The organism is Streptomyces sp. RerS4 (assembly GCF_023515955.1).
GTDB lineage: Bacteria > Actinomycetota > Actinomycetes > Streptomycetales > Streptomycetaceae > Streptomyces.
On the sequence record NZ_CP097322.1, the window covers coordinates 417,232 to 438,764 of the forward strand.

General features: G+C 70.5%; 16 protein-coding genes. 8 read left to right on the plus strand and 8 right to left on the minus strand.

Going from position 1 to position 21,533, the window contains the following annotated elements; all coding sequences use genetic code 11:
• Positions 1 to 60: 60 nt before the first annotated feature.
• Together M4D82_RS02060 and M4D82_RS02065 are read left to right on the plus strand one after the other, a co-directional pair.
• Positions 61 to 1,218: an FAD-dependent monooxygenase gene (locus M4D82_RS02060; RefSeq protein WP_249764348.1), complete on the plus strand. Its 1,158-nt coding sequence runs from the start codon at positions 61 to 63 to the stop codon at positions 1,216 to 1,218.
• 43 nt (positions 1,219 to 1,261) lie between these two features.
• Positions 1,262 to 1,717, plus strand: coding sequence for a hypothetical protein (locus M4D82_RS02065; RefSeq protein ID WP_249764349.1), 456 nt, complete (start codon positions 1,262 to 1,264; stop codon positions 1,715 to 1,717).
• A gap of 229 nt (positions 1,718 to 1,946) precedes the next feature.
• On the opposite strand, the gene M4D82_RS02070 is transcribed toward M4D82_RS02065, so the two are convergent.
• Positions 1,947 to 2,798: an NAD(P)H-binding protein gene (locus tag M4D82_RS02070; protein WP_249764350.1), complete on the minus strand. Its 852-nt coding sequence runs from the start codon at positions 2,796 to 2,798 to the stop codon at positions 1,947 to 1,949.
• A gap of 153 nt (positions 2,799 to 2,951) precedes the next feature.
• Positions 2,952 to 3,827: an IS5 family transposase gene (locus tag M4D82_RS02075; protein ID WP_249764351.1), complete on the minus strand. Its 876-nt coding sequence runs from the start codon at positions 3,825 to 3,827 to the stop codon at positions 2,952 to 2,954.
• A gap of 350 nt (positions 3,828 to 4,177) precedes the next feature.
• On the opposite strand from M4D82_RS02075, the gene M4D82_RS02080 reads away from it, so the two are divergent.
• A complete protein-coding gene (locus M4D82_RS02080) occupies positions 4,178 to 5,332 on the plus strand; it encodes an oxygenase MpaB family protein (protein WP_249764352.1) in 1,155 nt (384 codons plus the stop codon).
• A gap of 139 nt (positions 5,333 to 5,471) precedes the next feature.
• Here M4D82_RS02080 and M4D82_RS02085 read toward each other — a convergent pair whose 3' ends face one another.
• The 3 genes from M4D82_RS02085 to M4D82_RS02095 form a co-directional block, all read right to left on the minus strand.
• On the minus strand, positions 5,472 to 5,999 hold the full coding sequence (locus tag M4D82_RS02085) for an SMI1/KNR4 family protein (RefSeq protein WP_249764353.1): 528 nt from the start codon (positions 5,997 to 5,999) through the stop codon (positions 5,472 to 5,474).
• 109 nt (positions 6,000 to 6,108) lie between these two features.
• Positions 6,109 to 7,419 carry an NAD(P)/FAD-dependent oxidoreductase gene (locus M4D82_RS02090; RefSeq protein WP_249764354.1) on the minus strand — a complete coding sequence of 437 codons (1,311 nt, stop codon included), beginning with the start codon at positions 7,417 to 7,419 and terminating at the stop codon, positions 6,109 to 6,111.
• Positions 7,420 to 7,578: 159 nt separating this feature from the next.
• On the minus strand, positions 7,579 to 8,373 hold the full coding sequence (locus M4D82_RS02095; protein WP_249764355.1) for a polysaccharide lyase: 795 nt from the start codon (positions 8,371 to 8,373) through the stop codon (positions 7,579 to 7,581).
• Positions 8,374 to 8,706: 333 nt separating this feature from the next.
• Here M4D82_RS02095 and M4D82_RS02100 point away from each other — a divergent pair, with 333 nt between their 5' ends.
• Both M4D82_RS02100 and M4D82_RS02105 read left to right on the plus strand, forming a co-directional pair.
• A complete protein-coding gene (locus tag M4D82_RS02100) occupies positions 8,707 to 11,979 on the plus strand; it encodes a S8 family peptidase (protein WP_249764356.1) in 3,273 nt (1,090 codons plus the stop codon).
• Between the two features lie 161 nt (positions 11,980 to 12,140).
• Positions 12,141 to 13,181 (plus strand): vWA domain-containing protein, encoded by a 1,041-nt coding sequence (locus tag M4D82_RS02105; RefSeq protein WP_249764357.1) that lies wholly within the window; start codon positions 12,141 to 12,143, stop codon positions 13,179 to 13,181.
• Between the two features lie 34 nt (positions 13,182 to 13,215).
• On the opposite strand, the gene M4D82_RS02110 is transcribed toward M4D82_RS02105, so the two are convergent.
• Together M4D82_RS02110 and M4D82_RS02115 are read right to left on the minus strand one after the other, a co-directional pair.
• Positions 13,216 to 14,805: an amidohydrolase gene (locus tag M4D82_RS02110; RefSeq protein WP_249764358.1), complete on the minus strand. Its 1,590-nt coding sequence runs from the start codon at positions 14,803 to 14,805 to the stop codon at positions 13,216 to 13,218.
• Positions 14,727 to 16,295 carry an APC family permease gene (locus M4D82_RS02115; RefSeq protein WP_502988854.1) on the minus strand — a complete coding sequence of 523 codons (1,569 nt, stop codon included), beginning with the start codon at positions 16,293 to 16,295 and terminating at the stop codon, positions 14,727 to 14,729. Before M4D82_RS02115 ends, M4D82_RS02110 begins: the two co-directional genes overlap by 79 nt.
• A 142-nt stretch (positions 16,296 to 16,437) precedes the next feature.
• On the opposite strand from M4D82_RS02115, the gene M4D82_RS02120 reads away from it, so the two are divergent.
• From M4D82_RS02120 to M4D82_RS02130, 3 genes are all read left to right on the plus strand, one after another.
• Positions 16,438 to 17,037: a TetR/AcrR family transcriptional regulator gene (locus tag M4D82_RS02120; RefSeq protein WP_249764359.1), complete on the plus strand. Its 600-nt coding sequence runs from the start codon at positions 16,438 to 16,440 to the stop codon at positions 17,035 to 17,037.
• Between the two features lie 167 nt (positions 17,038 to 17,204).
• On the plus strand, positions 17,205 to 19,100 hold the full coding sequence (locus M4D82_RS02125) for an FHA domain-containing protein (RefSeq protein WP_249764360.1): 1,896 nt from the start codon (positions 17,205 to 17,207) through the stop codon (positions 19,098 to 19,100).
• A 180-nt stretch (positions 19,101 to 19,280) separates the two neighbouring features.
• Positions 19,281 to 20,486: an FUSC family protein gene (locus M4D82_RS02130; protein WP_249764361.1), complete on the plus strand. Its 1,206-nt coding sequence runs from the start codon at positions 19,281 to 19,283 to the stop codon at positions 20,484 to 20,486.
• Positions 20,487 to 20,498: 12 nt separating this feature from the next.
• Here M4D82_RS02130 and M4D82_RS02135 read toward each other — a convergent pair whose 3' ends face one another.
• Positions 20,499 to 21,530 (minus strand): alpha/beta hydrolase, encoded by a 1,032-nt coding sequence (locus M4D82_RS02135; RefSeq protein WP_249764362.1) that lies wholly within the window; start codon positions 21,528 to 21,530, stop codon positions 20,499 to 20,501.
• Positions 21,531 to 21,533 lie beyond the last annotated feature (3 nt).

The window sequence follows — 21,533 nt, forward strand, 5'->3', positions numbered from 1 at the left end:
ACCTGTAGACCGTCAGGTACGGTCATCCTTCTACAGATGTAGAAGAACGGGGGTTTCGACATGGGCAACGTGGCGGTCGTGGTCGGAGGGGGCATCGGCGGTCTGGCCGTCGCGATCGGCCTGCGCCGCGTCGGCTGGGAGGTGAGGGTCGTCGAGCGGACGTCGGTGCTCGACGACGCGGGGGCGGGCATCTCGCTGGCCGCGAACGGCCTTCGGGCCCTGGACGCACTCGGCGTCGGCGAGGCGGTGCGGGAGGCCGCGCGGGGCCAGTACACCGGCGGCACCCGCACGCCGGAGGGTGGTTGGCTGACCCGGATGGACGGCGCGGTGCTGGAGAAGGCGGTGGGCACGCCGATCATGGGCATCGCCCGCTCCACCTTGCACCGGCTGCTTCGCGCGTCCCTGCCGGGCGAGGTTCTGCTGATCGGCTCGGAGGTCGAATCGGTCCAGCGGATCGACCACGGGAGGGTGCGAGTCGGCTGCGCCGACAGGGTCCTGGAGGCGGATCTGGTGGTGGCGGCCGACGGCATAGGCAGCACCGTGCGCGGCCTTCTCTTCCCCACCCACCCCGGCCCGGCCTACAGCGGCTCGACGGTGCTGCGCGCCATCACGGAGCCGGCGATGGACCTGCGCAGCGACTTCGAGCTGACCTGGGGACGCGGGGCCGAGTTCGGACACATCGCCTTGCGGGACGGGCGGGCCGAGTGGCACGCCGTCCTCAACCTCCCCGCCGGCACGCGGTTCCCCGACCCCTTGGCCGAACTGCGCCGGCGATTCCGTGACTGGCACGACCCGATCCCGGCTCTGCTCGACGCGACCCGGCCCAACGCCGTACTGCACCACGACGTCCATGAACTGAGTAGGCCGCTCCCCTCGTACACGCTCGGGCGCATCGCCTTGCTCGGCGACGCGGCACACGCGATGACTCCCCACCTCGGACAGGGCGCCTGTCAGGCGTTGGAGGACGCTGTCACGCTGGCCTCCGCGCTCGCCACCGAGCCCACCGTCGAAGCCGCGCTCGCACGGTACGACGTAGAGCGCCGCCCGCGCAGCCAGGCGGTCGCGCGGGCCGCCCGGCAGGCGGGCCGGATGGGTCAGCGGCTCTCACACCCCCTGGCCGTCGCGCTGCGCAACACGGCGATGCGGCTGACACCGCCCGGAGCCGCGACGCGCATGATCCTGCGACACCACGCGTGGGTCCCGCCGCAGTTGAACTGATCCGCTGTGGGCACCCCGGGCCCCGTGCGGCATCATCTGGATCATGACGTATCCCTCCCTGCCGACCACGGAGTCGGCCGTCGCCGCGATACGGGTCATCGCCGCCGAGTACCGGCTGCCCATGGCCGTCACCGACGACATCGGCGCCGACCAGACGTCGCGGAGGACTTCCGCCGCCCTGTTCGCCGCCGTCGATCCCGACGGAACGCTGCCCCACGAGGCGTTCGTCGAACTGGGCGGCAGCCCGGCGGTCACCGTGCAGATCTTTCCCGAGGACGACGCGAAGATCACCGTCGACGGAGTGGAGTTCCACGACGTCCCCCGGGACGCCGTCCCGGCGTTCCTGACGTCCGTCTACAGCGGTCTGGCCTTCGTGAAGGGACGGTTCTTCCCGCCGGGCAACTGGCTCGTCGTCCCCCTGCCCGGCGACGAGACCCACCGGGAGCTCATCACGGGCGTCGCGCTCACGCCGTGGCTCGCCGGGCGCGTCCGGGACTAGGGCGTGTGTCGGAAGTGCTCAAGAACTCTTGCAGAGATGGCTTTCTGGGATGGGTGCGGATCCTTCTGAGTGACGGCACGCCATAGCCACGAGATGGCCTCCCGACCTGCACGGTTCAACCGCTCGGGGCTTCCCTGAGCAGGGGCCCGACCTCGGCGTCAAGCGTGTGGGCGACGGAGTCGAGATCCGGTGCTTCGGTCGCCTATGTCAACGTGTATTGACGTCCCTCTCAGCGGAAGTCCGCCGCGTGGTCCACCGCCCACTCCTGGAAGGATCGGGCCGGGGTGCCCGTGATGCGCTCCACTTCATCGTTGACCGGCTCCGGATTGTCGAGCATCTCCGCCTGGGCCGGCAACACGGCCTCCACCAGCTCTGCCGGGTAGCCTGCGGCCTTCATCTGCTCGATGGCCTCGTCCAGCGCGACCTCCTCGAACCGCACCGGTCGCCCGATCGCCTCGCTGATCAGGGTCACCTGCCGTTCTTGGGTGATCAGTTCGGGGCCGGTGATCAGGGGGTGGGCGCCGAGCAGGGCGTCGGTCGTCAGCGCCTGAACGGCGACCGCAGCCATGTCCGCCTCGTGGATCAGCGGGCGGGCCAGCCTTGCCAGCGGCGCCCGTACCGCACCGGTGGTGCGGACCTCCTCCGCCCAGCCCAGCGTGTTGCTCGCGAACCCGGTGGGCCGCAGCGCCGTCCACTCCAGGCCCGATGCCTCGATCAGCCGCTCCAGCTCCGTGTGGAACATGGTGATCGCCTCGCCGGGCTTCTCCTTCTCGCCCCCGACCCCGGCGGATGACAGGTACACCACCCGTCGAGCGTGCTTCCCGATCGCGTCGATCACGTCCGACGCGCCCTCAGCGCTCAGGAACGGCCACACCAGGAAGACCGAATCGACGCCCTCCAGGGCCGTGCCCAGCGACGCGGGATCACCGAGATCTCCGCGCACCGCCTGCACACCCTCCGGGAAGTCCGCCTCCCCTCGCACCAGCGCCCGCACGGGCACGCCCGCCGCGTGCAGTTGGGTCACCACCGCGCCGCCGACCTTTCCAGTCGCGCCGGTCACCAGGATCCTGGGCTGTGTCATCGGAATCTCCTCGTCTCGCCGTTCGATGACACGACTCTCGTACATCAACCAAGGTTCAGGTCAAGCACCGGCCGGAGTGGCCGTCAGGTGCTGTTCCAGCCAGCCATCTGCCCGCGGTGGTGGAACGTGGATCCCCCGTGTGACGGCCGAGCGTCACAGCCACTCGTTGATGGCTGCGATGAGCACGGTCGCCTCGTAGCGGACCGCGAGCTTGTCGTATCGCGTGGCGACGGCACGATGCCTCTTGAGGCGGTTGATCCCGCACTCGACCGCATGACGCTCCCGGTAGTCGAACGGGTCGAAACGCGGCGGCCGGCCGCCGCGGGAGCCAAGCTTCTGGCGGTTGCGCACCTGGTCGGCCTTGTCGGGGATGGTGCAACGGATCCCGCGGCGGCGCAGATAGGCGCGATTCCTGCGGGAGGCGTACGCCTTGTCAGCGCGCACGCGATCAGGACGGACGCGCGGCCGGCCCGGCCCGATCCGGGGCACGCGGACCTTCTCCAGCACAGGCTCGAACTGCGGCGAGTCCCCGCGCTGCCCAGCGGTCACCACGATCGACATGGGCTTTTGGCGCTGCTCGACGGCCAGATGCAGTTTGGTGGTGAACCCGCCGCGCGAACGTCCCAGCCCATGATCACTGGGTTCAGCGAACACACCGCCCGGCGGCTCCTTCTGCAGTTCACCCTGCTTCCGCTCCCCGGCCGCATGCTGATGGGCGCGGCACACCGTGGAGTCAATGCTCAGGTCCCACACGATCGCACCTTCCGCATCGGCCAGGCACTGGAGGTGGCTGAGGATCCGGTGCCAGGTGCCGTCCCGCTGCCATCGGCGGAACAGATCGTAGATCCGGCCCCACGGCCCGTACTCGACAGGCACGTCCCGCCACGGAACACCGGTCCGCACCCGAAACCGTATGCCGTTGATCAGCTGCCGCCGCGACCAGACCGGCGGCCGTCCCGCCTTCGTCCCCTTCGGCAACAGCGGCTCCAGCACCGCCCACTGTTCGTCCGTGAGATCTCCCCGTGCCATGAACCGTGATCATTCATCACTCAAGATCCACTTTCGACACACGGCCTAGCGGGCCTGGCGGGCCCAGTCCGGCGGCGCCGGCGGCCGTGATCACCCGACTGGCGCACTCCCCACCCGATACTTCGTTCCCACAGGGCAGAGCCCTCATGCCCGGGGCGGGGCCGTTCGGGTGAGAGCAAAACGATCCTCCGCGTTTCACGGGTGTCGGCCCTCCCCGGTCGGCAAGGACGATCCTGACTGCCGACCGCACCGGGTCGGGCCGCCCAGCCGTCGTCGTCGTGCCGGTGGCCTCGGTGTGCCGTGTGCCGTGTCGGCGAACCCGTTCTCGAACCTCTGATGGGAGTCCACCTGTGGGACTGACGACAGCCACGATCGCCGCGGAGCTGGAAGCGGCGGGCAAGGTCGGTGACCCGAAGGCCGACCAACTCGTCTCCGACCTGATCGACAACAAGGAGATCGACGGCGTCAACGCCCTCTTCCGCACCATCGGCACCCTCAAGCCCGACCCCGACCTTTCCGCCCTGCCGCCGCGGCTGGCGGAGTTCCTCAAGGAGGCCTCGGCGCCGCCGCCGGACTGGTCGGAGGCGGACGTCAAGGCGGCGGAGAGCTTCTTCGCCCACCACCACGGCGAAGTGTCCATGCTCCAGGGCACCGTCGGCCTGATCGGCACCTACCTCTCCCCCACGGGTGCGTTCACCCTGCGTTCCACCGGCCGACTCGGCGGGGTGGAAGGGCCGGGGCGGCGCCTGTCGCAGTCCTCGCGCCTGTTCATCGACATGGGCAACAAGAACGCGATGCGGGACGGCACCCTCGCCGCGAACGTCACCAAGGTCCGTCTCGTCCACGCCTCCGTACGGCAACTCCACAAGAAGAGCGGGGAGTGGGACTACGCCAAGTGGGGCGAGCCGGTCTCCCAGAAGTACACCACCGGCGCCGCCTGCGTCTTCTCCACCCAGATCCTCCAGGCCATGGAGCGCCTCGGCCTCGACGTGTCCAAGGACGACGCCCGCGGCTTCATGTGTGCCTGGCATTACGTCAACCACTACCTCGGCACGCCCGAGAAGTGGTTGCTGCCCAAGGACCCCGATGAGGTCGCGCGGTTGTGGAACCAGGAACGCGACAAGGAGTGGAAGAAGACCGACGACGGCGTCTTCATGACCAAGCAGGCCGTCGACTTCTACAAGAAGTTCTATCCGCCGGGCGCCCACGACGCGTTCATCGCCATGGTCCGCCACGCTCTGACCGACAAGTACGCCGACATGGCCGGCCTGCCGAAGAGCGTCCTGGGTGCAGCCGCCGATCCCCTGTCCGCCGGCCACCGCCTGGTCAGCGGCGTCGGCGGCGGTCTGCTCGGTGGCGGCGCCAAGAAGGCCGTCGGGGTGAATCCGTACAAGGAGATCATCGGGATCGCTTCCAAGGGGTTCAACGAGGTCCAGAAGTACGCCCTCACCCACGACCAGGACGACCAGCCCCAGATGCACCAGGAGCTCCACGACAACCGCTGACGGCAAGGTGAGCGGGTACCGTGGAGAACCCCTGGATTCTCCATGGCACCCGTGCACTTGCCGGCACGTTGGTGCCAGGTGTCCTCGTGGGCCGGCCGGCCGGTTGCGTGATCCTGAAGTGGACGAACTCCGTCGGTGGTCATCGAGCGGGTGTCGAGGCGCCCTCATTATCGGCGAAGGCGCTGCTCGGAGTGAGGCCCTCGATAAATGCCGTGAAGTCACCGGCCAGTTTGAGTTCCGCGCCTGTTTCGGCATCGAACCAGGTAACCGCCGGCTCACCGGTCGGGCCACAACGTCGGTAGTCGAGACCGATCCAGCAGTGCCCGTCGCCGGAGAGCAGCACGATCGGCGACGGCAGCTTCCACTCGTCGAGCAGGTACGGGGTGTCGAGCAACGAGATCGTCCGCCCGCACCGACCGATGCCCATCAGGCCCTCGAAAGGCACGTGATCTTCACTCCACGACGTGGCTTGACCAGTCGGGAACGCGTCGAGGCCATCATCCACGAGGCCACCATTCCGGACGCGAAGGAGCTCAAGCAACGCGGCAGGCAGCGTCACGCCGAGCACGTGCTCGGCCTCCCGCACCGCTTCCTCCGTGAGAGGCGGTTGGACGCCCTCATCGCCGTCGCTCCAGAACGCTGTCTTGACCTCATCGAATCGAGCCATGGCCAGCAGACTACGGCTCACCTGCCGCGCTACCCGGGGGGACGTCGGTGCCCAGCGCTCCGGGCGCCGCGGTGAGGGCCGGGCACGTCGAAGCGGCCGGCCTGACCGATCACCCCCGCTCACCGATCACCGTGGAGTGACCCCGTGTGTGAGAGGTCCGCGGGTGGCATCGTGACCCCCCGCGATGCTTGAGGTTGACGGCCCAGGCCTTGGCCAGCGTCGCGGGGTTCACGAAGCGCAGGGGACCGATGAGCCGGGATGCGAACCGGTGCATGTGCCGCGCCATCGCCTCGTCGCGCGCTGCCGCCGAGAACATCAGCCGTTCGATGCGATTGAACGGCCGTGCCTTGGCGAAGTCGATGGCCAGGTGCTGGTGCGGGCGCAGCCGGCGTCGCTGGCGGCGTTCGTACACCACGAGCGACCCGTCGAGGTCCCCGCGACCGGTTACGGCCGAGGCGACCGCCTCCTCCAACCATTTCGCGGTCTGGAGGGCCCACCCGCATCCCACTCCCCACAGGGGATCGCCGGTCAGCGCGGCGTCGCCGATGAGCGCGACGCCCGGGGCGGTCGGCTTGCGGGTGATGAGCGGGTAGTTGACCATGCCGACGATCTTCGTGATGCGCTCGGCGGAGTCGATGGCCGGTGCCTCGGGCAGGGCACGCACGAAGTCGAGGAAGCTGGCCTCCAGGTCTTCCCGAAAGGCCGGCAGCCGCTTTTTGTCCAGGACCACCGCGATGACCGTCACCCCGTCGTCGTTCGAGAACCCGTACGCCATGTCGGGCTCCAGGAACCAGGCGTGATCGGCCCCGCCGCGCAGCGGAAGGTCGCGGAACTGGGCGAGGTAGGCGAAGCGATCGTTCTCGTACGACCGAGCGGGCAGCCCGGCGAGCTTGGCCACGGCCGAGTCCTTGCCGTCGGCGCCGACCACGAGGCGGGCCCGTATCTCGCGCTCGCCCTGTGGTGTCGAGGCCCGCACCCCCACGGTGCGTCCGGTTTCCCGGACCAGCCCGGTCACGTGGTGGCCGAGGAGGAGATCGACGCCAGGGGTCCCCTCCGCATGGGACCGGATCAACGGGTCGAGGACGCTGCGCCGGATGTTGTACCCGTACGGTAATCCGGGGCCCGTCGGCGCGGCCCTCGGCTCGATCCATCCCCAGCGGGTGTACCAGCGGGAGTGGTTGCGGATGGCTCCCGCCTTTTCGAGGGCGGGGACGAGGCCGAGTTCGTCCAGCACCGGGTGGGCGCCGGCGTGAATGGAGTGGGTGCAGACCACCTTGTACGCGGCGGGATCGGAGCGGCGTTCGAGCAGTGCGACGCGGGCACCGCGCCGTGCGAGCAGGATCGCCGCGGCGCTGCCGGCGAGACCGGCTCCGCTGATGACGACGTCGTAGTCGTGTCCCGCGCTCTCGGGCTTGTTCATGCGCTGATCGCTCCCTTTTGGGTGGGGTGCCGTTCGTGGGAGTGGTGAGGGGTGCGGTGCAACTGCGTCAGGCGCATGAACAGTTGTCAAGGGTGGGTCACCGGCGACCACCACCGGTCCGCGTCCGCCGGTGCGACACCGCCTGAGGGCGGCGGGGCTCTATCCGCTGGTGAGTTGGTACGCGCGCATGTCGCGGAGCAGTAGGTAGCTGTCGCGCAGGGAGCCCGAGGTGTCGCCCAGCGAGCGGTAGATGCCCCACTTGGGCCGCACCCGGTCGGCCAGGAAGGTGTCCACGCCCGTCTTGGTCGCGTCGACGACCGTCGTGCCGCCGCTCTTGACCACCCAGCGCACGGAGCCGGCCGTCCCGTCGCCGATCTTCATCTCGTATTCGATGTCGATCCACTTGTTCTGCAGCGGCTCCAGGTTCGTCCGGCCGACCAGGATGTCACCGGCGAAGACCTTGTGCTCGATGGTCTGCACCCCGTTGACACGGCGCAGCGAGGTGACCGTGATCGGCGAGGTGCCGGTGCCCGGTTGCTTGGTCTGCATGATGTGGGTGAACGTCGTCGTGGCCTTCAGCGTGCTCGGGATGTACATCGAGTACGTCACGCGCCAGGTCTCGCCGCGCCGCCACTGGAGGTAGGCGGAGGACGAGGTCCGGTTGCCGGTGACCTCCTGGCGCTGGCGGTCGGTGGAGGTGTCACGGTCAATCATGTGCATGTCAAAGCGATAGGCGCTTCCCGCGACCTTGATGTGGGGCGCGCCCGCGGGGTGCGAGTTCGCGCGGTCGTCCTCGACGCTCTCGAACGCGCGCAGTCCGGTCGAGGCGGGGTCCGGCGCCCAGCGGAGGGTCCACGTCGGGGCGGCCTCGGCGGAGGCGGCGGGAAGGACGAGTCCGAGCAAGGCCAGTACGAGCGCGGCCGGCACGACCGGGAACGAACGCCGATGCGTCATGTGTCACCTCTGGGTTGAGGCCGTCGGGTGGGCCTCATGGTGCCCGAAGGGCAATGGTAAGTAAAGGTTCCTAATCGATCGGGCGGATCCCCACTCGGTAGGAGCTCGGCGGGAGTTCGGCGGGCGGCGCCTCCTACAACCAGGGTTGTACATCCGCGGAATGCGCCCTCCCTCTTGTCCCCGTCGAGAACCGGACGCGGTCCCGGGCGCGTGGTCCCGGCGAACGCGCCGAGGCGCACGGGGAATTGGGGGCAACGAGTGGGATCCGCAGCAAGGGTGGGAAGGGCGGCCTTGGCGGCCGCGGTGGCCGGGACGCTGGCCACGGGGGCGACCGTGCTCGGCATACAGCCGGCGCCGGCCGCGGGCCCGACCGCACAGGACGCGACGAGGACATCGGCCACGGCCAAGCCGCGTTCGGACGCGACCGTCACGTTGATCACGGGGGATCGCGTCGTCGTCGGGAGTGACGGCGGCGTCGTCCGCATCCTGCGCGGTGAAGGCCGCGAGAGGACCGGCTTCTCCGTGCGGCGCGAGGCGGGCCATACGTACGTCGTTCCGCAGGACGCCCTGCGCATGGTCGACGACGGGGCCTTGGACCGGCGGCTGTTCGACGTCGCCCAGCTGGTCGAGGACGGCTACGACGACGCGCACCGCGCCGCCCTGCCCCTGATCGTCGGCTACGGCTCGGACGGCGCCCGGCCGGGGGCGTTCGCCACCTCCCGTGACCCGCTGGCGGGGGTCGCGCGCGAGCGTCGTGCGCTGCCCGCCGTGGGCGGTGAGGCGTTCGACGCGCCGAAGTCGGACGTGGCGGCCCTGTGGGCGGCGCTCACCGGCGGCGACGCCCGGAGGGCGGGAGCCGCTCCGACGACGCCGATCGCCCGCGTGTGGCTCGACGGCAAGGTTCGGGCCACTCTCCAGACGAGCGTGCCGCAGATCGGTGCGCCCGCCATGTGGCAGGCGGGCTACACCGGCGAGGGCGTCAAGGTGGCCGTCCTGGACACGGGTGTCGACCAGACCCACCCCTTCCTGCAGGGCGTCGAGGTCGCGGAGAAGAACTTCAGCGAATCCACCGACGCCGCGGACCGCCACGGTCACGGCACGCACGTCGCCTCCACCATCGCCGGTACCGGCGGGGGGCCGGCCGGCCGTTACAAGGGCGTGGCACCCGGGGTGCGGCTCCTGGACGCCAAGGTCTTGAACGACGACGGCTGGGGCACCGAATCGGGCATCGTCAGCGGCATGCAGTGGGCCGTCGACCAGGGCGCGAGGATCGTCAACATGAGCCTCGGAGGCCAGGACGAGCCGGGCCTCGACCCGAAGGAGGAGGCCGTCGCCCGGCTCTCCGACCGTGCCCTGTTCGTGGTGGCCGCGGGCAACAGCGGGGACAAGCCCGGTACCGTCACCTCGCCCGGCAGCGCTCCGGCGGCGCTCACGGTGGGTGCGGTCGACAAGGAGGACCGGCTCGCCGACTTCTCCAGCCGCGGCCCGACGACCGACGGAGCGTCCAAGCCCGACGTCACCGCGCCGGGTGTCGACATCATCGCCGCCAAGAGCACGCAGAACGGGGAGCCCTCGGAGAAGCCCTACCTCCCGATGTCGGGCACCTCGATGGCGAGCCCCCACGTCGCCGGCGGCGCCGCGCTCCTGCTCCAGCAGCACCCCGACTGGACCGGTGCCCAGCTCAAGGCCCTGCTGACAGGGTCCGCCCAACCCCACCCGGCGCTCAACGCCCACCAGCAGGGCTCCGGCCGCGTCGACCTGGCACGGGCCACGACGACCGTCGTCGTCTCCGAGTCCGGTTCGCTCGACTTCGGCACCCAGCTCTGGCCGCACGCCGATGACAAGCCGGTCGACAAGTCCCTCACCTACCGCAACCACGGCGCCAAGCCCGTCACCCTGCGGCTGAGCGCGGCCGGGACCGATCCGGCCGGCGGCCCGGCCCCGGCCGGGATGTTCACCGTCAAGGACGCCGAACTCACCGTCCCCGCCGGCGGCAGCGCGACGACCACCGTCACCGTCGACACCCGCAAGGGCGCGGTCGACGGCACGTTCGGCGGCAGCGTACTGGCCACCGGGGACGGCCAGTCGGTGCGCAACGGTCTCGTGGTCGTCCGCGAGGTGGAGTCCTACGACGTCACGTTGCGGCACACCGACGTCAACGGCGCGGGCGCGTCGGACTACACGACCCGGCTCCATCGGATCGGCGACGAGCCGGAGCGCGTCACCGTCCCGCGCAGCCCGAACGGCACGGTGGTCCAGCGGCTGCGCAAGGGCGACTACCAGCTGGAGAGCACCGTCCTCAATCCGGACGGGCGGCCGGCCGTCTTCGTCCAGCCGGTCGTGAAGGTGGCCGCGAAGACCACGATCGCGCTCGATTCCCGCAAGGCCAAGCCGTTCGACGTCACCGCCCCGGATCCCGCCGCGCGGCTGGTCGGTGCCAGCGTCGGATACGACGACCCGAACGCGCGGGTGGGGAACTCCTGGGCCGTCGACGGGCGGACGCAGATCCTGACCGCCGCGCTCGGCGAGAACGCGGCAGGGCTGCGGGCCCAGTACAACGGCGTGTGGAAGGTGCCCGGAGCGGCGGGTGCGAACGTCGAGTACCGGCTCGTCTTCCCCCGTACGGGCAGTTGGTTCACCGGCCTCACCCGCACCGTCACCAAGGCCGAGGTCGCCGAGCTGAAGCTCGGCTTCGGCGCGTCCGTCACCGGGGCCAGGACCCAGATCTGGCCGACGCCGATCGACGCGAACGGCTTCGGCATCGGGGTGTGGGCGCCGATCGAGCAGAGCCTGCCGATGGCCGGCACCCAGTACGTCAGCGCCAACGGAATCCGCTGGTCCTGGGACGCGTACCAGCTCAACGCCCAGGGTGACGAGCGCATCGGCTACCGGGCCGCTGACATCGCCTACAAGGCGGGCAAGCGCCACGTCGTGAACTTCAACACCGGCGTGGTCGGCCCCGATCTGGGAGGCGATCAGGAGCAGGGAGCCACCCGGTACGGGGACACCATCGACGCCAATGTCTCGCTGTTCAGCGACGGCGCCGGTCACGCGGGATACTCCGCCGTGACGGGGGGCTTCACACGGCTGGAGTCCGGGGGCAAGGTCATCGCCGAGGGGTCCGACAGCGGCTGGGTGAGCGCCGAGGTCCCGGCCGCGTCCGCGGCGTACCGCCTGAGCATGGAGTCGAGCCGCGCGCCCGAGGACACGTCCACCAGTACGAAGGTGGCGGCGGAGTGGACGTTCACCTCGGCCCGTCCGAGCGGGGACGAGCCGGTCAGGCTGCCGTTGTCGACGGTACGGCTCTCGCCGAAGCTGAGCCTGAGCGGGACGGCCCCCGAGGGCGGCACGCTGGTGGTGCCGCTGCACCTGGGCGGGAAGGCCGCCGAGGCCGGGCAGGTCGCCTCGTTGGCCGTCAGGGTCTCCTACGACGGGGGCAAGACATGGAAGCCGCTCACGGTCACGACCGACGCGAAGGGGGCGCGCTCGGTGAGCGTGAAGCACCCGGCGACGGCCGAGGCCGTGTCCTTCCGCGTTGACCTGAAGGACAAGGACGGCAACACGGTGCGGGAGACCATCACCGACGCCTACCGGCTCGCGCGGTGAACTGACTGATCGTCATGGTGAACGGACCGTCACCACGGCTGATGGGCCCTGCCTTTGGCGGGGCCCACCGGCCGTTTCGGCCCTCGTCCCGCGACGCCGAGATCGATTGTCAGTGGTGGGTGAGAAGGTAGGAGCATCCAGTCGGAAAGAGGGGGACGCTCGTGTCCGGAAGCCAGAATTACATCAATCACGTGGCGCTCGTGTTGGACGCCAGTTCGTCCATGTCGCACCTGAACGGCAAGGTCGTGGAAGTCGCCGACCAGCAAATCGCCTATCTGGCCCGCCGTTCGCGCGAACTGGACCAGGAAACCCGCGTCACGGTGTACGTGTTCGCCGACACGGTGGAATGCGTCATCTACGACAAGGACGTGCTGCGCATGCCGTCCCTGAAGAAGCTGTACCGGGTCGGCGGAATGACGGCGCTGCTGGCCGCCACGCTGAAGTCGCAGCGGGAACTGGCGCAGACGGCGCAACTGTACGGCGACCACAGCTTCCTGACGTTCGTGCTGACCGACGGCCAGGAGAACGCGAGCCACCGCTGCCCGGATGCCCCGGCCAGGGATCCGCGTGCGCTGGTGCAGGCGGTGGCCAAGATGATCGAGACGCAGGACGACAACTGGACGTTGGCCGTTCTCGTGCCGGACCAGATGGGCAAGCGCGAGGCGACGCAGTTCGGCTTCCCGAAGGACAACATCGCCATCTGGGACGCGACGAGCACGCAGGGGCTGGAAGAGGCCGGCCAGGTCATCCGGGAGGCCACCGAGAAATTCATGGTGGGCCGCACCAAGGGCATCCGCGGATCGCGGGCGGTGTTCTCCACCGGTGGGGAGGCGATCAACAAGAAGTCCATCGAGGCGGCCGGCCTCACCCCGGTGAACGCGTCGGAATACCACCTGATTCCCGTCACCCGGGAGGCGGGGATTCGCGAGTGGGTCATCGAAAGCGGCCACACTTTCCGCAACGGTGGCGCGTTCTATCAGCTCGGTAAGACGGAGAAGATCCAGGCGCGCAAGCAGATCGCGGTGCTGGAAAAGAAGACGGACCGGGTGTACACGGGCCCGGAAGCCCGAGCCCTGCTCGGCCTTCCGGACACGGAGGTCCGCGTCAAACCGGACCACAACGACGAATTCACCATCTTCGTGCAGAGCACCAGCGTGAACCGAAAGCTCATACCGAACACGCGGCTGCTGCTCATGGTCTGACGGTTCGGACTCCCCCCCCCGAGATCCTCTCGTCCTACATCCTCTCGTCGCGGTGGGTGATGCGGCCGCCGGACATGGTGAGGCGGATCGGGGCTTCTCCCAGCTCGTCCGGGGCGGCGGTGACGGGGTCGACGGTGAAGGCCGTCAGGTCCGCTCGACAGCCGGGGGCGATGCGGCCCGCCGTCCGCTGCTCGCCGGCCGCGAGCGCCGCGTGGGAGGTCATGCCCTCCAGCGCCATCAGCCCGGTCAGGGCGCGGCCGGCGGAGGCCGCGCCGAGGGGGCTGCGGGCGGTGGTCAGCACCTGGCGGGCGTCGTAGTGGGCGATGGGCCAGTCCGAGCCGAGCGCGAGGACCGCCCCCGCGTCGCGCAGGTCCCGGCACCGCCAGGCCCGTGCCGCCCGCTCCTCCCCAAGCCGCTTCGACCACTCGTCGGTGTGGTCGGCCCGGGTGTACGCGGTGTGCGGCGGCTGCATCGAGGCGATCACGCCGAGCTCCGCGAACCGCTTCAGCTGGTCGTCGGGGACGGTCTCGATGTGCTCGATCCGGTGCCGCATCCGGGCCTGCTCACCCAGCGCGGCGACGGTGTCCAGGACGTGGCGGACGGCCGCGTCGCCGATGGCGTGGGTGGCGGTGCGCACCCCGGCCGCGTCCAGCACCCGTACCGCGCGGGCGTAGGCCCCGGGGTCGGGCCAGAAGGCGTCGGTGCCCTGGCCGTGGCAGTCGGCGTGTTCCAGCCAGGCGGTGCCGCCCTCGACGGTGCCGTCCATGAAGAACTTCACCCCGCCGACGCGCCAGTGCCGGCCCCTGAGTTGTTGGAGCCTGATCAGCTCGTCCAGTTCTTCGGCGGTGGCGCCCGGCATGCACCAGGGGGCCAGGTTCAGGCGCAGCGGCAGGTGGCCTTCGTACTCGATGGTCGCGAGCAGGGGCGGTACGTCGCCGTCTCCGAGGTCCATGACGTGGGCACCGGTGAGACCGGTGGCGGCCATGTCCCCGAGGAGCCCGACGAGGCGGGTGCGGCGCTCGGCGTGCGAGGGTTTGGGCACCAGGGCGCCGACGAGGGCCATCGCGGCGTGCTCGACGAGGTGACCGGTGGGGTGGCCCGCGTCGTCGCAGACGATCTCGGATCGCTGGGCGAACGTACGCGGGCCGGTGATGCCGGCGGCGGCCAGGGCCGCGCCCGAGGCCAGGGCGGAGTGGCCGTCGTAGAGGCGCAGGAAAGCGGGGGCGCCGGTCAGGGCGTCCTCGACGAGGGCGCGGTCCACGGGGTGGCCGCCGAAGGCGTTGTGGTCGAGGCCGTGGCCGACGACCCAGCCGCCGGGGCCGCGTTCGGCGGTGCGGAGGGCGGCGCGCAGCTGGTCGAGGTTGCGGACGGCCGAGAGGTCGGTGCCGGTGGCCATCTCGATGCCCCAGACGGGGTGGCTGTGGGCATCGGTGAGTCCGGGGGTGAGGGTGGCGCCGTCGAGGTCGATCAGTTCGGTGCCGGGGCAGCGCCAGTCGCGTACGTCGGACTCGTCCCCGAGGGCGACGATCCGGCCGTCGTGGACGGCTACCGCGCGGGCTTCTGGGCGGTCGGGGTCGAGGGTGCGGACGCGGGCTCCGGTGAGGACGGTGTCGGCAGCGGGCACGGCTCTTCTCCTTCGAGGGCGGGGGCGGCGGCTTCCGGGGCGGGTTCGGCGGCGAAGCGGTCGTAGATCTCGGGGCGGCGGGTCTTCAGCCGCTGTGCGAGGCCGATGCCGCTCAGGAAGACGGCGGGGACGAGTGCGACGAGGACGGTGTTGACGCGGGTGGAGGCCATGGTGAACAGGTCCACCTTGGAGATGACCAGGAAGAGTGCCACGGCGAGCAGGACGGCCGCGGCGACGGGCGCGATCACGGTCCGCCACCGGCCTTCGGTGTGCGTGACGCGTCGGAAGTAGGCGGGTACGGCGAGGGCCGCCAGCAGCATCAGCGCCATGAGGGCGATCATGCCGGGCGTGTTCACCCAGAGGAGCAACTGTTGGTAGGGGTCTGCCTCGGCCAGCGCGAAGCCGAGGACGATGAGGGCGCCGAGGGCGGTCTGCGCGGCTCCGGCCAGGTACGGGGAGCCGTGACGGGGGTGGATCCGGGCGAGGGCGGCGGGGAGGATGCCTTCCTCGGCGAGGGCGAGCGCGTAACGGTTGATGGCGTTGTGGAAGGCGAGGAGGGAGGCGAGGACGCTGGTGACGATGAAGACGTGCATCAGGTCGGCCGCCCAGGGGCCGACGTAGGTGGTGATCGCGGCGAAGAAGAGGCCGCCGGGGTCCTCGGTGGCGGCGGTGATCACCTCGGCGGCGCCGAAGGCCTGGATGACGGTCCAGACGATGAAGGCGTAGAAGAGGCCGAGGAAGGCGACGGCGATGTAGGTGGCGCGCGGGATGGTGCGGTCGGGGTCGCGGGCCTCGCGGCGGTAGATGACGGTCGATTCGAAACCGGTGAACGCGGCGAAGGCGAAGGCCAGCACGGCCGCGGTGCCGGGGACGAGGACGGCGCCGGGGGCGAAGGAGCCGAGGGAGAGGCCGTGGGCACCGCCCTTGAGGAGGACGCCCGCGGCGAGGAGGACGAGTATCCCGGTCTCGGCGACGAGCAGCACGCCGAGGAGTTTGGCGCCGAAGTCGATGGAGCGGAAGCCGCCGTACCAGATGAGCAGCAGGCCGCCGAGCGCGACGGGCAGCCAGGGGACGTCGAGGCCCGTCAGGGCCCGCGCCGTGTCGGCGGTGGTGGTGCCGAGGAGGCCGTAGACGCCGATCTCCATGCCGTTGTAGCCGATGAGGGCGAGGAGGGCGGCGCCGATGCCGACGCGCTTGCCGAGGCCGCGGGTGATGAAGGCGTAGAAGGCGCCGGCGCTGCGGACGTGCCGGCTCATGGTGGTGAAGCCGACGGCGAAGACGGCGAGGGTGAGGCCGGCGAGGAGGTATCCGGCGGGGGCGCCGATGCCGCCGAGGAGGATCGCGACGGGGGCGACGCCGGCCATGACGGTGAGGGGGGCGGCGGCGGAGACGACGAAGAAGGAGATGTCGGCGGTGCCGAGGCCGGCGCGGCGGAGGGAGGGCTGAGCCGGTGGTTCCGGCGATGCCGGCGGCTCGGGCATTTCGGGCATGCGGAAGCACCCTTCTTCAGACGGCAGGCTACGGGCTACGGACTGCGGACTGCGGGGAGAGCGAAAACCTAAAGGCTTTCGGTTCGCGGCAATGTAGCCTCCGGTTTTGGCGTACGGGAAGACCTTGACGAAGGAGAAACCGATGGCACGGCCGCGCACCCCCCTGCTCGACCAAGAGCGGATCGGCGCTGTCGCGCTGCAACTGGTGGCGGAGCAGGGCGAGTTCAGCGTGCCGCAGATCGCCCGTGCGCTCGGGGTGCAGACGGGTTCGGTGTATCACCACGTGGACGGCCGGGCCGGGGTGGTGGAGCTGATCCGCGAGCGGGTGTGCGCGGGGATCGCCGACGAGGCCCTGGCGCTGGAGCCCTGGGACCGGGCCCTGGAGGCGTGGGCGCGGTCCTACCGGGCCGCCTTCGCCGCGTATCCCCGCGTCGTCCCGCTGCTGATGACCACGCCGGTACGGGCCCCCCGGGTGCTCGCGCAGTACGAGCGCGCGGTCGCGCTCCTGCTGGCGGCCGGCTTCGCCAAGGAGCGCGTGATGCCGCTGCTGACCGGCCTGGAGAACCTGATCCTGGGCTCGGCCCTGGACCTGGCGGCTCCTGAGGCGATGTGGGAACCGTCGCCGCAGACGCCGCTGTTGGCCGAGGCCCTGGCGACGGTGGGCGCGGGGCGCGCGGACGCCGCCTTCGACCTGGGCGTGGCGGCCTTCCTGGCGTACGCGCGGGGGCTGTTGGAGCGGTAGGGGCGGCCCGGTACGCGAGCATCACGTCCGGACCGGGTGCCCGGTTCAACGGGTCGCGCGGAAATCTTGGACAAGGCTGAACCGAATCCGTTCGCGATGACGTGTCTGCTCTCGTACGGCCAGTCACCTTCAACGCAGTCAGCGGCGTCTTTTTGAAGGAGTGTCGAGTGCCATCGGTCATCGTGGGGCGCACGGGTCCCTTCACCGGGCAGAGCGTGGTCCTGGGCAGCGAGCCCCTGAGCTTCGGCCGCAAGAGCGACAACGTCGTCGTGATCGTCAGTCCCAGTGCCTCCCGGCTGCACGCCGAGATCCTCGCGGAGGGCGCCGGGTTCGTCCTCTACGACCGGGAAAGCCGCAACGGCACCTTCGTCAACGACCAGCGCGTCACGCGGCATGTGCTGCGTCCGAACGACTGCATCCGGATCGGGGACGAGACGTTCCTGTACGAGGCGCAGGACGCCATGGAGACGGTCATGGACCTCTCCCTCCTGGACATCCCCCGGCCGAGCGCCGCGGATCCCGGCACGCTGCGGGTCACCGTCACCGGCGGCGGCCCGGTGGGCCTCGCCTTCGCCTTGGCGCTCGACGAGATGCTGCCCGGCCGGACCGCCATCACCCTCTACGACGGACGGTGGACGAGGAAGGGGGCCGCGGTCGTCTGGAAGGACGAGACCGAGGGCAATTTCCGTCGTCAGCAGGTGGTGACCGTCCAGAGCCGGCAGTACCTCGCCCTGTCCGAGGAGGTGCTCGGCGCGTTGTTCGACGACGGCGGCGCCTACTCCGAGATGTGGCCCGTCGGCCCGGACTCCGTCGACGGCCGGCCGCCGCGCAACATCCGGATCGCCCACATCGAGGACCGGTTGCTGGCCCTGGCGAACCGGAGGTCGGCGATCCGCCTGGTCCCCAGGCATTTCGACGTGGCGGAGCAGCAGGGCCGGCTCACCCAGGAGCACGTCCTGGTGGTCTGCGAGGGCGGCCGCTCCCGCACGCGCGAGCACTACGCCGACCGCTTCGGCACGGCCGACGCCTCGATCTACTCCCTCGACGGGGAGCACCTCCAGGACATCGTGCTGGGCTTGCGCGTCAAGTCGCGGCTGCCGGACCCGATGAGCGTGCTGCTGACCGTGTCGCAGAACCGCTTCCTCCTCAACTCGCTGCGCGGCGAGGGCTTCCTCAACATGCGGCTCACCCGGGAGGAGGCCAGGAACGTCATCGGGATCGACCCGGTCCGCCAGGTCTTCGAGGAGTGCATCGCCAGCCGCCCCTGCCTGATGAGCCGGCAGGAGGAGGACAACGAGTTCCGCTGCCCCACCCACGGAACACTCTTCCTGCCCGCGCTGTTGCGCGGTTCGCCGCTGTGGAAGGAGATCCGGCAGGGCCTCAGCCTGTTCGGTGTCGCCGAGGACGACCTGTCCGCGATCACGTCGTTCCGGCTGGACATGGTGCAGCGCCCGCGGTTCACCGCGCAGTTGCACCGTCCGACCCCGACCAGCCCCGGCACCTACGGCTTCCTCTTGGGCGACGCGGCCAACGCCATCCACTTCTGGCCGGGCCGGGGCCTCAACAGCGGCCTCGCCTCCGCCACGTCGCTGGCCCGCTCGCTCAGTCGTGCCTGGCGGGGCAAGCCGCTGCGGGACGCCGACTTCATCCGGCACGAGGCGGCGATGTCCATGCTCCAGTACCGGCACAAGAGCCGGGCCTGGAACGCCATGGTGACCACCGACGAGCAGGGCGTCACCCGCGCCATCAAGGACGTCATCGCGCGCAGCGCGGAGGCCGGCGGCGGCGCCGCGTCCGGCGACGACCTGGACGCGCTGCTGGACCGGATGGCCGGGATCCGCGAGCGGCTGGCGCCCCGGCTGCCCGGCCTGCCCACGGACAAGGAGCTCCGCTCCCACCTCGCCTCGATCGCCCCCGCCACCCTGCGCGCCCTGCGCGAGAGCGGCGCGTGGGACACCCTGATCGTCGGCGGTGAGGAGGCCGACATCGACCTCTTCTACCAGTCGGACTCCCCCGTCTTCGTCCCCCGCCCGGCCGACCCCCGGGCCCTCCCGCTGTCCTGAGGGGGCGTCGGTGGGCCGTCCGGGTGTCCGGGCGGCCCCCGCCGCCGTTGCCCTCCGGGTCGGATGCAGCGACGCCGCGCCGCTCTCGCCTCGGCCGTAGTCATGAACCGGGTGGCCCGCGTCGCCGCCGTCACGTGGGGGACGCGTGGTGCGGATGGTTTTTCGGGAAGGCTGGGACGTATGCCGGAAGTCATCGTTCCCGTACGTTCCCTGGTCCGCCGCCGTCGGGAGCCGATCGTCGTCCAGACGTTCCGCTCGACGGCGGCGGCCGTGGTGTCCTATGTCGTCGCGCTCGGGCTGAGCAGTGAGCCGGCTCCCCTGACGGCGCCGCTGACGGCGCTGCTCGTCGTACAGGTCACCCTCTACACCACGCTCACCACCGGGATCAGACGGGTGAACTCCGTCGTCGCGGGCGTCCTGGTCGCCATCGGGTTCAGCGCCCTCGTCGGCCTGACCTGGTGGAGTCTGGGCCTGGTGATCCTCACCTCGCTGGTCGTCGGCCATCTGGTGCGGGTCGACGAGTTCGTCCCCGAGGTCGCGATCAGCGCGATGCTGGTCCTCGGGGTGACCCGGGTCGCGGCGACCGCCTGGGACCGCGTACTCGAAACGCTGATCGGGGCCGTCGTAGGGCTCCTCTTCAACCTCTTCCTCGCGCCGCCGGTGTGGGTGGCGCCCGCGAACGAGGCGATCGCCTCGCTGTCCGGGCGGATGCGCGGCCTGCTCCGCCACATCGGCGACGAGCTCGCGGAGCACACGCCCGTCGAGAAGGCGGCGGCCCGGCTGCACGAGGCGCGACGTCTGGACAACGACATCGCCCAGGTGGACTCGGCGCTGCGGCAGGCCGAGGACAGCCTGCGCCTCAATCCGCGGGTGAAGGAGGGGCTGCTCTTCCGGCTGGTGCTCCGTACGGGTCTGGACACGCTGGAGATCTGCGCCGTGGTGCTGCGGGTGTGCTGCCGCACGCTGACGGACCTGGCCAAGGCGCGTACGGAGGGCTCGCTGTTCCCGGAGGAGGCCGCGACGGCGCTGCGCGAGCTGTTCGGTCACATGGCGGTCGCGGTCGAGAACTTCGCGGTCCTGATCACCGCCCAGATCAGCGCGAGTGCCGAGGAGGCGGAGACCAGGCTGGCGCGGGAGCTGGAGGCGGCCCGCGCCAGCCGCGAGCGGGCGGCGCGCCTGCTGCTGGAGCAGGCGCGCTCCCACCCGGCGGAATGGCAGCTGTACGGGGCCCTGCTCGCGGAGGTCGACCGGGTGCTGGACGAGCTCGGCGTGGAGAAGCGTTCCGAACGCCTCGTGGAGGAGCTCGACCGGCACTCGCGCACCCGGCGCGCCCGCGCCCCGAGACTGCGGCGGCTGTGGCGTCGCGAGGCGGGGGCGCGCCGCTGAGGGCGGCGAACGTCAGGAGGCGAAGTGCCTTTCGAGCCGGGGGATCAGGTCCCGCAGGTCCTCCTCCCAGCAGCCGGCGTTGTGGCCGCCGTCGCACTGGGTGCCCCAGCCGGAGCCGTCGCCGTAGTTCACGTAGTGGTAGGTCATGCCCAGGGCGTCCATCGCGTTCTTGACGTGCTTGGACGCCGCTTCGAGCCAGAATTCGAGATCGCCGGGCGAGCCGCCTCCGTTGCCCACGTAGATCGAGACGCCGACTGCGCCCTGTTTGATCCTGTCCATGTGCTGTGACGGGTCGACCTCGTTCCACCGCCAGTCGGCGTTGAACACCGGGTAGGGCGAGCCGAACGCGGCGTCACTGTGCACGGAGGGCTCGTAGGCGACGAGCGAGGCGACGACGGCCAGCCGCAGGTCCATGGACCTGACCGACAGGTCGATGTCGCCGGACAGGGAGGCGGTCTGGCTGAACAGGTCGGGACGCGCCTGGGCGTAGTGGAGGGCTCCGAAGCCGCCCATGGAGATGCCGGCGACGGCCCGCGCCTTCTTGGTGGCGATGGTCCGCAGGTTCGCGTCGATGAACGGGATCACCTGCCTGAGGTGGAAGTTCTCCCAGTTCTGGGCACCGGCCTTGGTCTTCTGATCGAGCCAGTTGGCATACCAGCCGCGGGCGCCGCCGTCCGGGATGACGGTGATCATCCGGTCCGACATGCTCAGTGCGGGGTAGTTCTGCTGGATCGGGTCGTCGGGTGATCCGTGCAGGAAGTACATCACCGGGTACCGGCGGCCCGGGTCGTCGTAGTAGCCGCGCGGCAGGATGATCTTGATGTGCTGCTCACCCGCGACCTCGGGCGTGGTCACCGTGATCCAGAAGTTGGTGCCATCGCCGGTCGCGGTGCCGACCTGGGTCAGGCCGAACCCGTTCGTCATCGGCGGTGGCGTCGTCTCGTCGGCGGCCTGTGCGGCACCTGCCGGCACGGCCACGGCGATGGCCACGGTGGCGACCGTCCACGCCACCAGCACGCGCCACCAGTTCGTTTTCCTTCTCACACC

What these genes read in the sequence shown, in the direction of transcription:
- M4D82_RS02090 (WP_249764354.1), bottom strand. Translation starts at nt 7,419, where the DNA reads ATGAACAAGCCCGAGAGCGCGGGACACGACTACGACGTCGTCATCAGC.
- M4D82_RS02070 (WP_249764350.1), bottom strand. Translation starts at nt 2,798, where the DNA reads ATGACACAGCCCAGGATCCTGGTGACCGGCGCGACTGGAAAGGTCGGC.
- M4D82_RS02065 (WP_249764349.1), top strand. Translation starts at nt 1,262, where the DNA reads ATGACGTATCCCTCCCTGCCGACCACGGAGTCGGCCGTCGCCGCGATA.
- M4D82_RS02085 (WP_249764353.1), bottom strand. Translation starts at nt 5,999, where the DNA reads ATGGCTCGATTCGATGAGGTCAAGACAGCGTTCTGGAGCGACGGCGAT.
- M4D82_RS02120 (WP_249764359.1), top strand. Translation starts at nt 16,438, where the DNA reads ATGGCACGGCCGCGCACCCCCCTGCTCGACCAAGAGCGGATCGGCGCT.
- M4D82_RS02060 (WP_249764348.1), top strand. Translation starts at nt 61, where the DNA reads ATGGGCAACGTGGCGGTCGTGGTCGGAGGGGGCATCGGCGGTCTGGCC.
- M4D82_RS02095 (WP_249764355.1), bottom strand. Translation starts at nt 8,373, where the DNA reads ATGACGCATCGGCGTTCGTTCCCGGTCGTGCCGGCCGCGCTCGTACTG.
- M4D82_RS02075 (WP_249764351.1), bottom strand. Translation starts at nt 3,827, where the DNA reads ATGGCACGGGGAGATCTCACGGACGAACAGTGGGCGGTGCTGGAGCCG.
- M4D82_RS02130 (WP_249764361.1), top strand. Translation starts at nt 19,281, where the DNA reads ATGCCGGAAGTCATCGTTCCCGTACGTTCCCTGGTCCGCCGCCGTCGG.
- M4D82_RS02115 (WP_502988854.1), bottom strand. Translation starts at nt 16,295, where the DNA reads ATGCCCGAAATGCCCGAGCCGCCGGCATCGCCGGAACCACCGGCTCAG.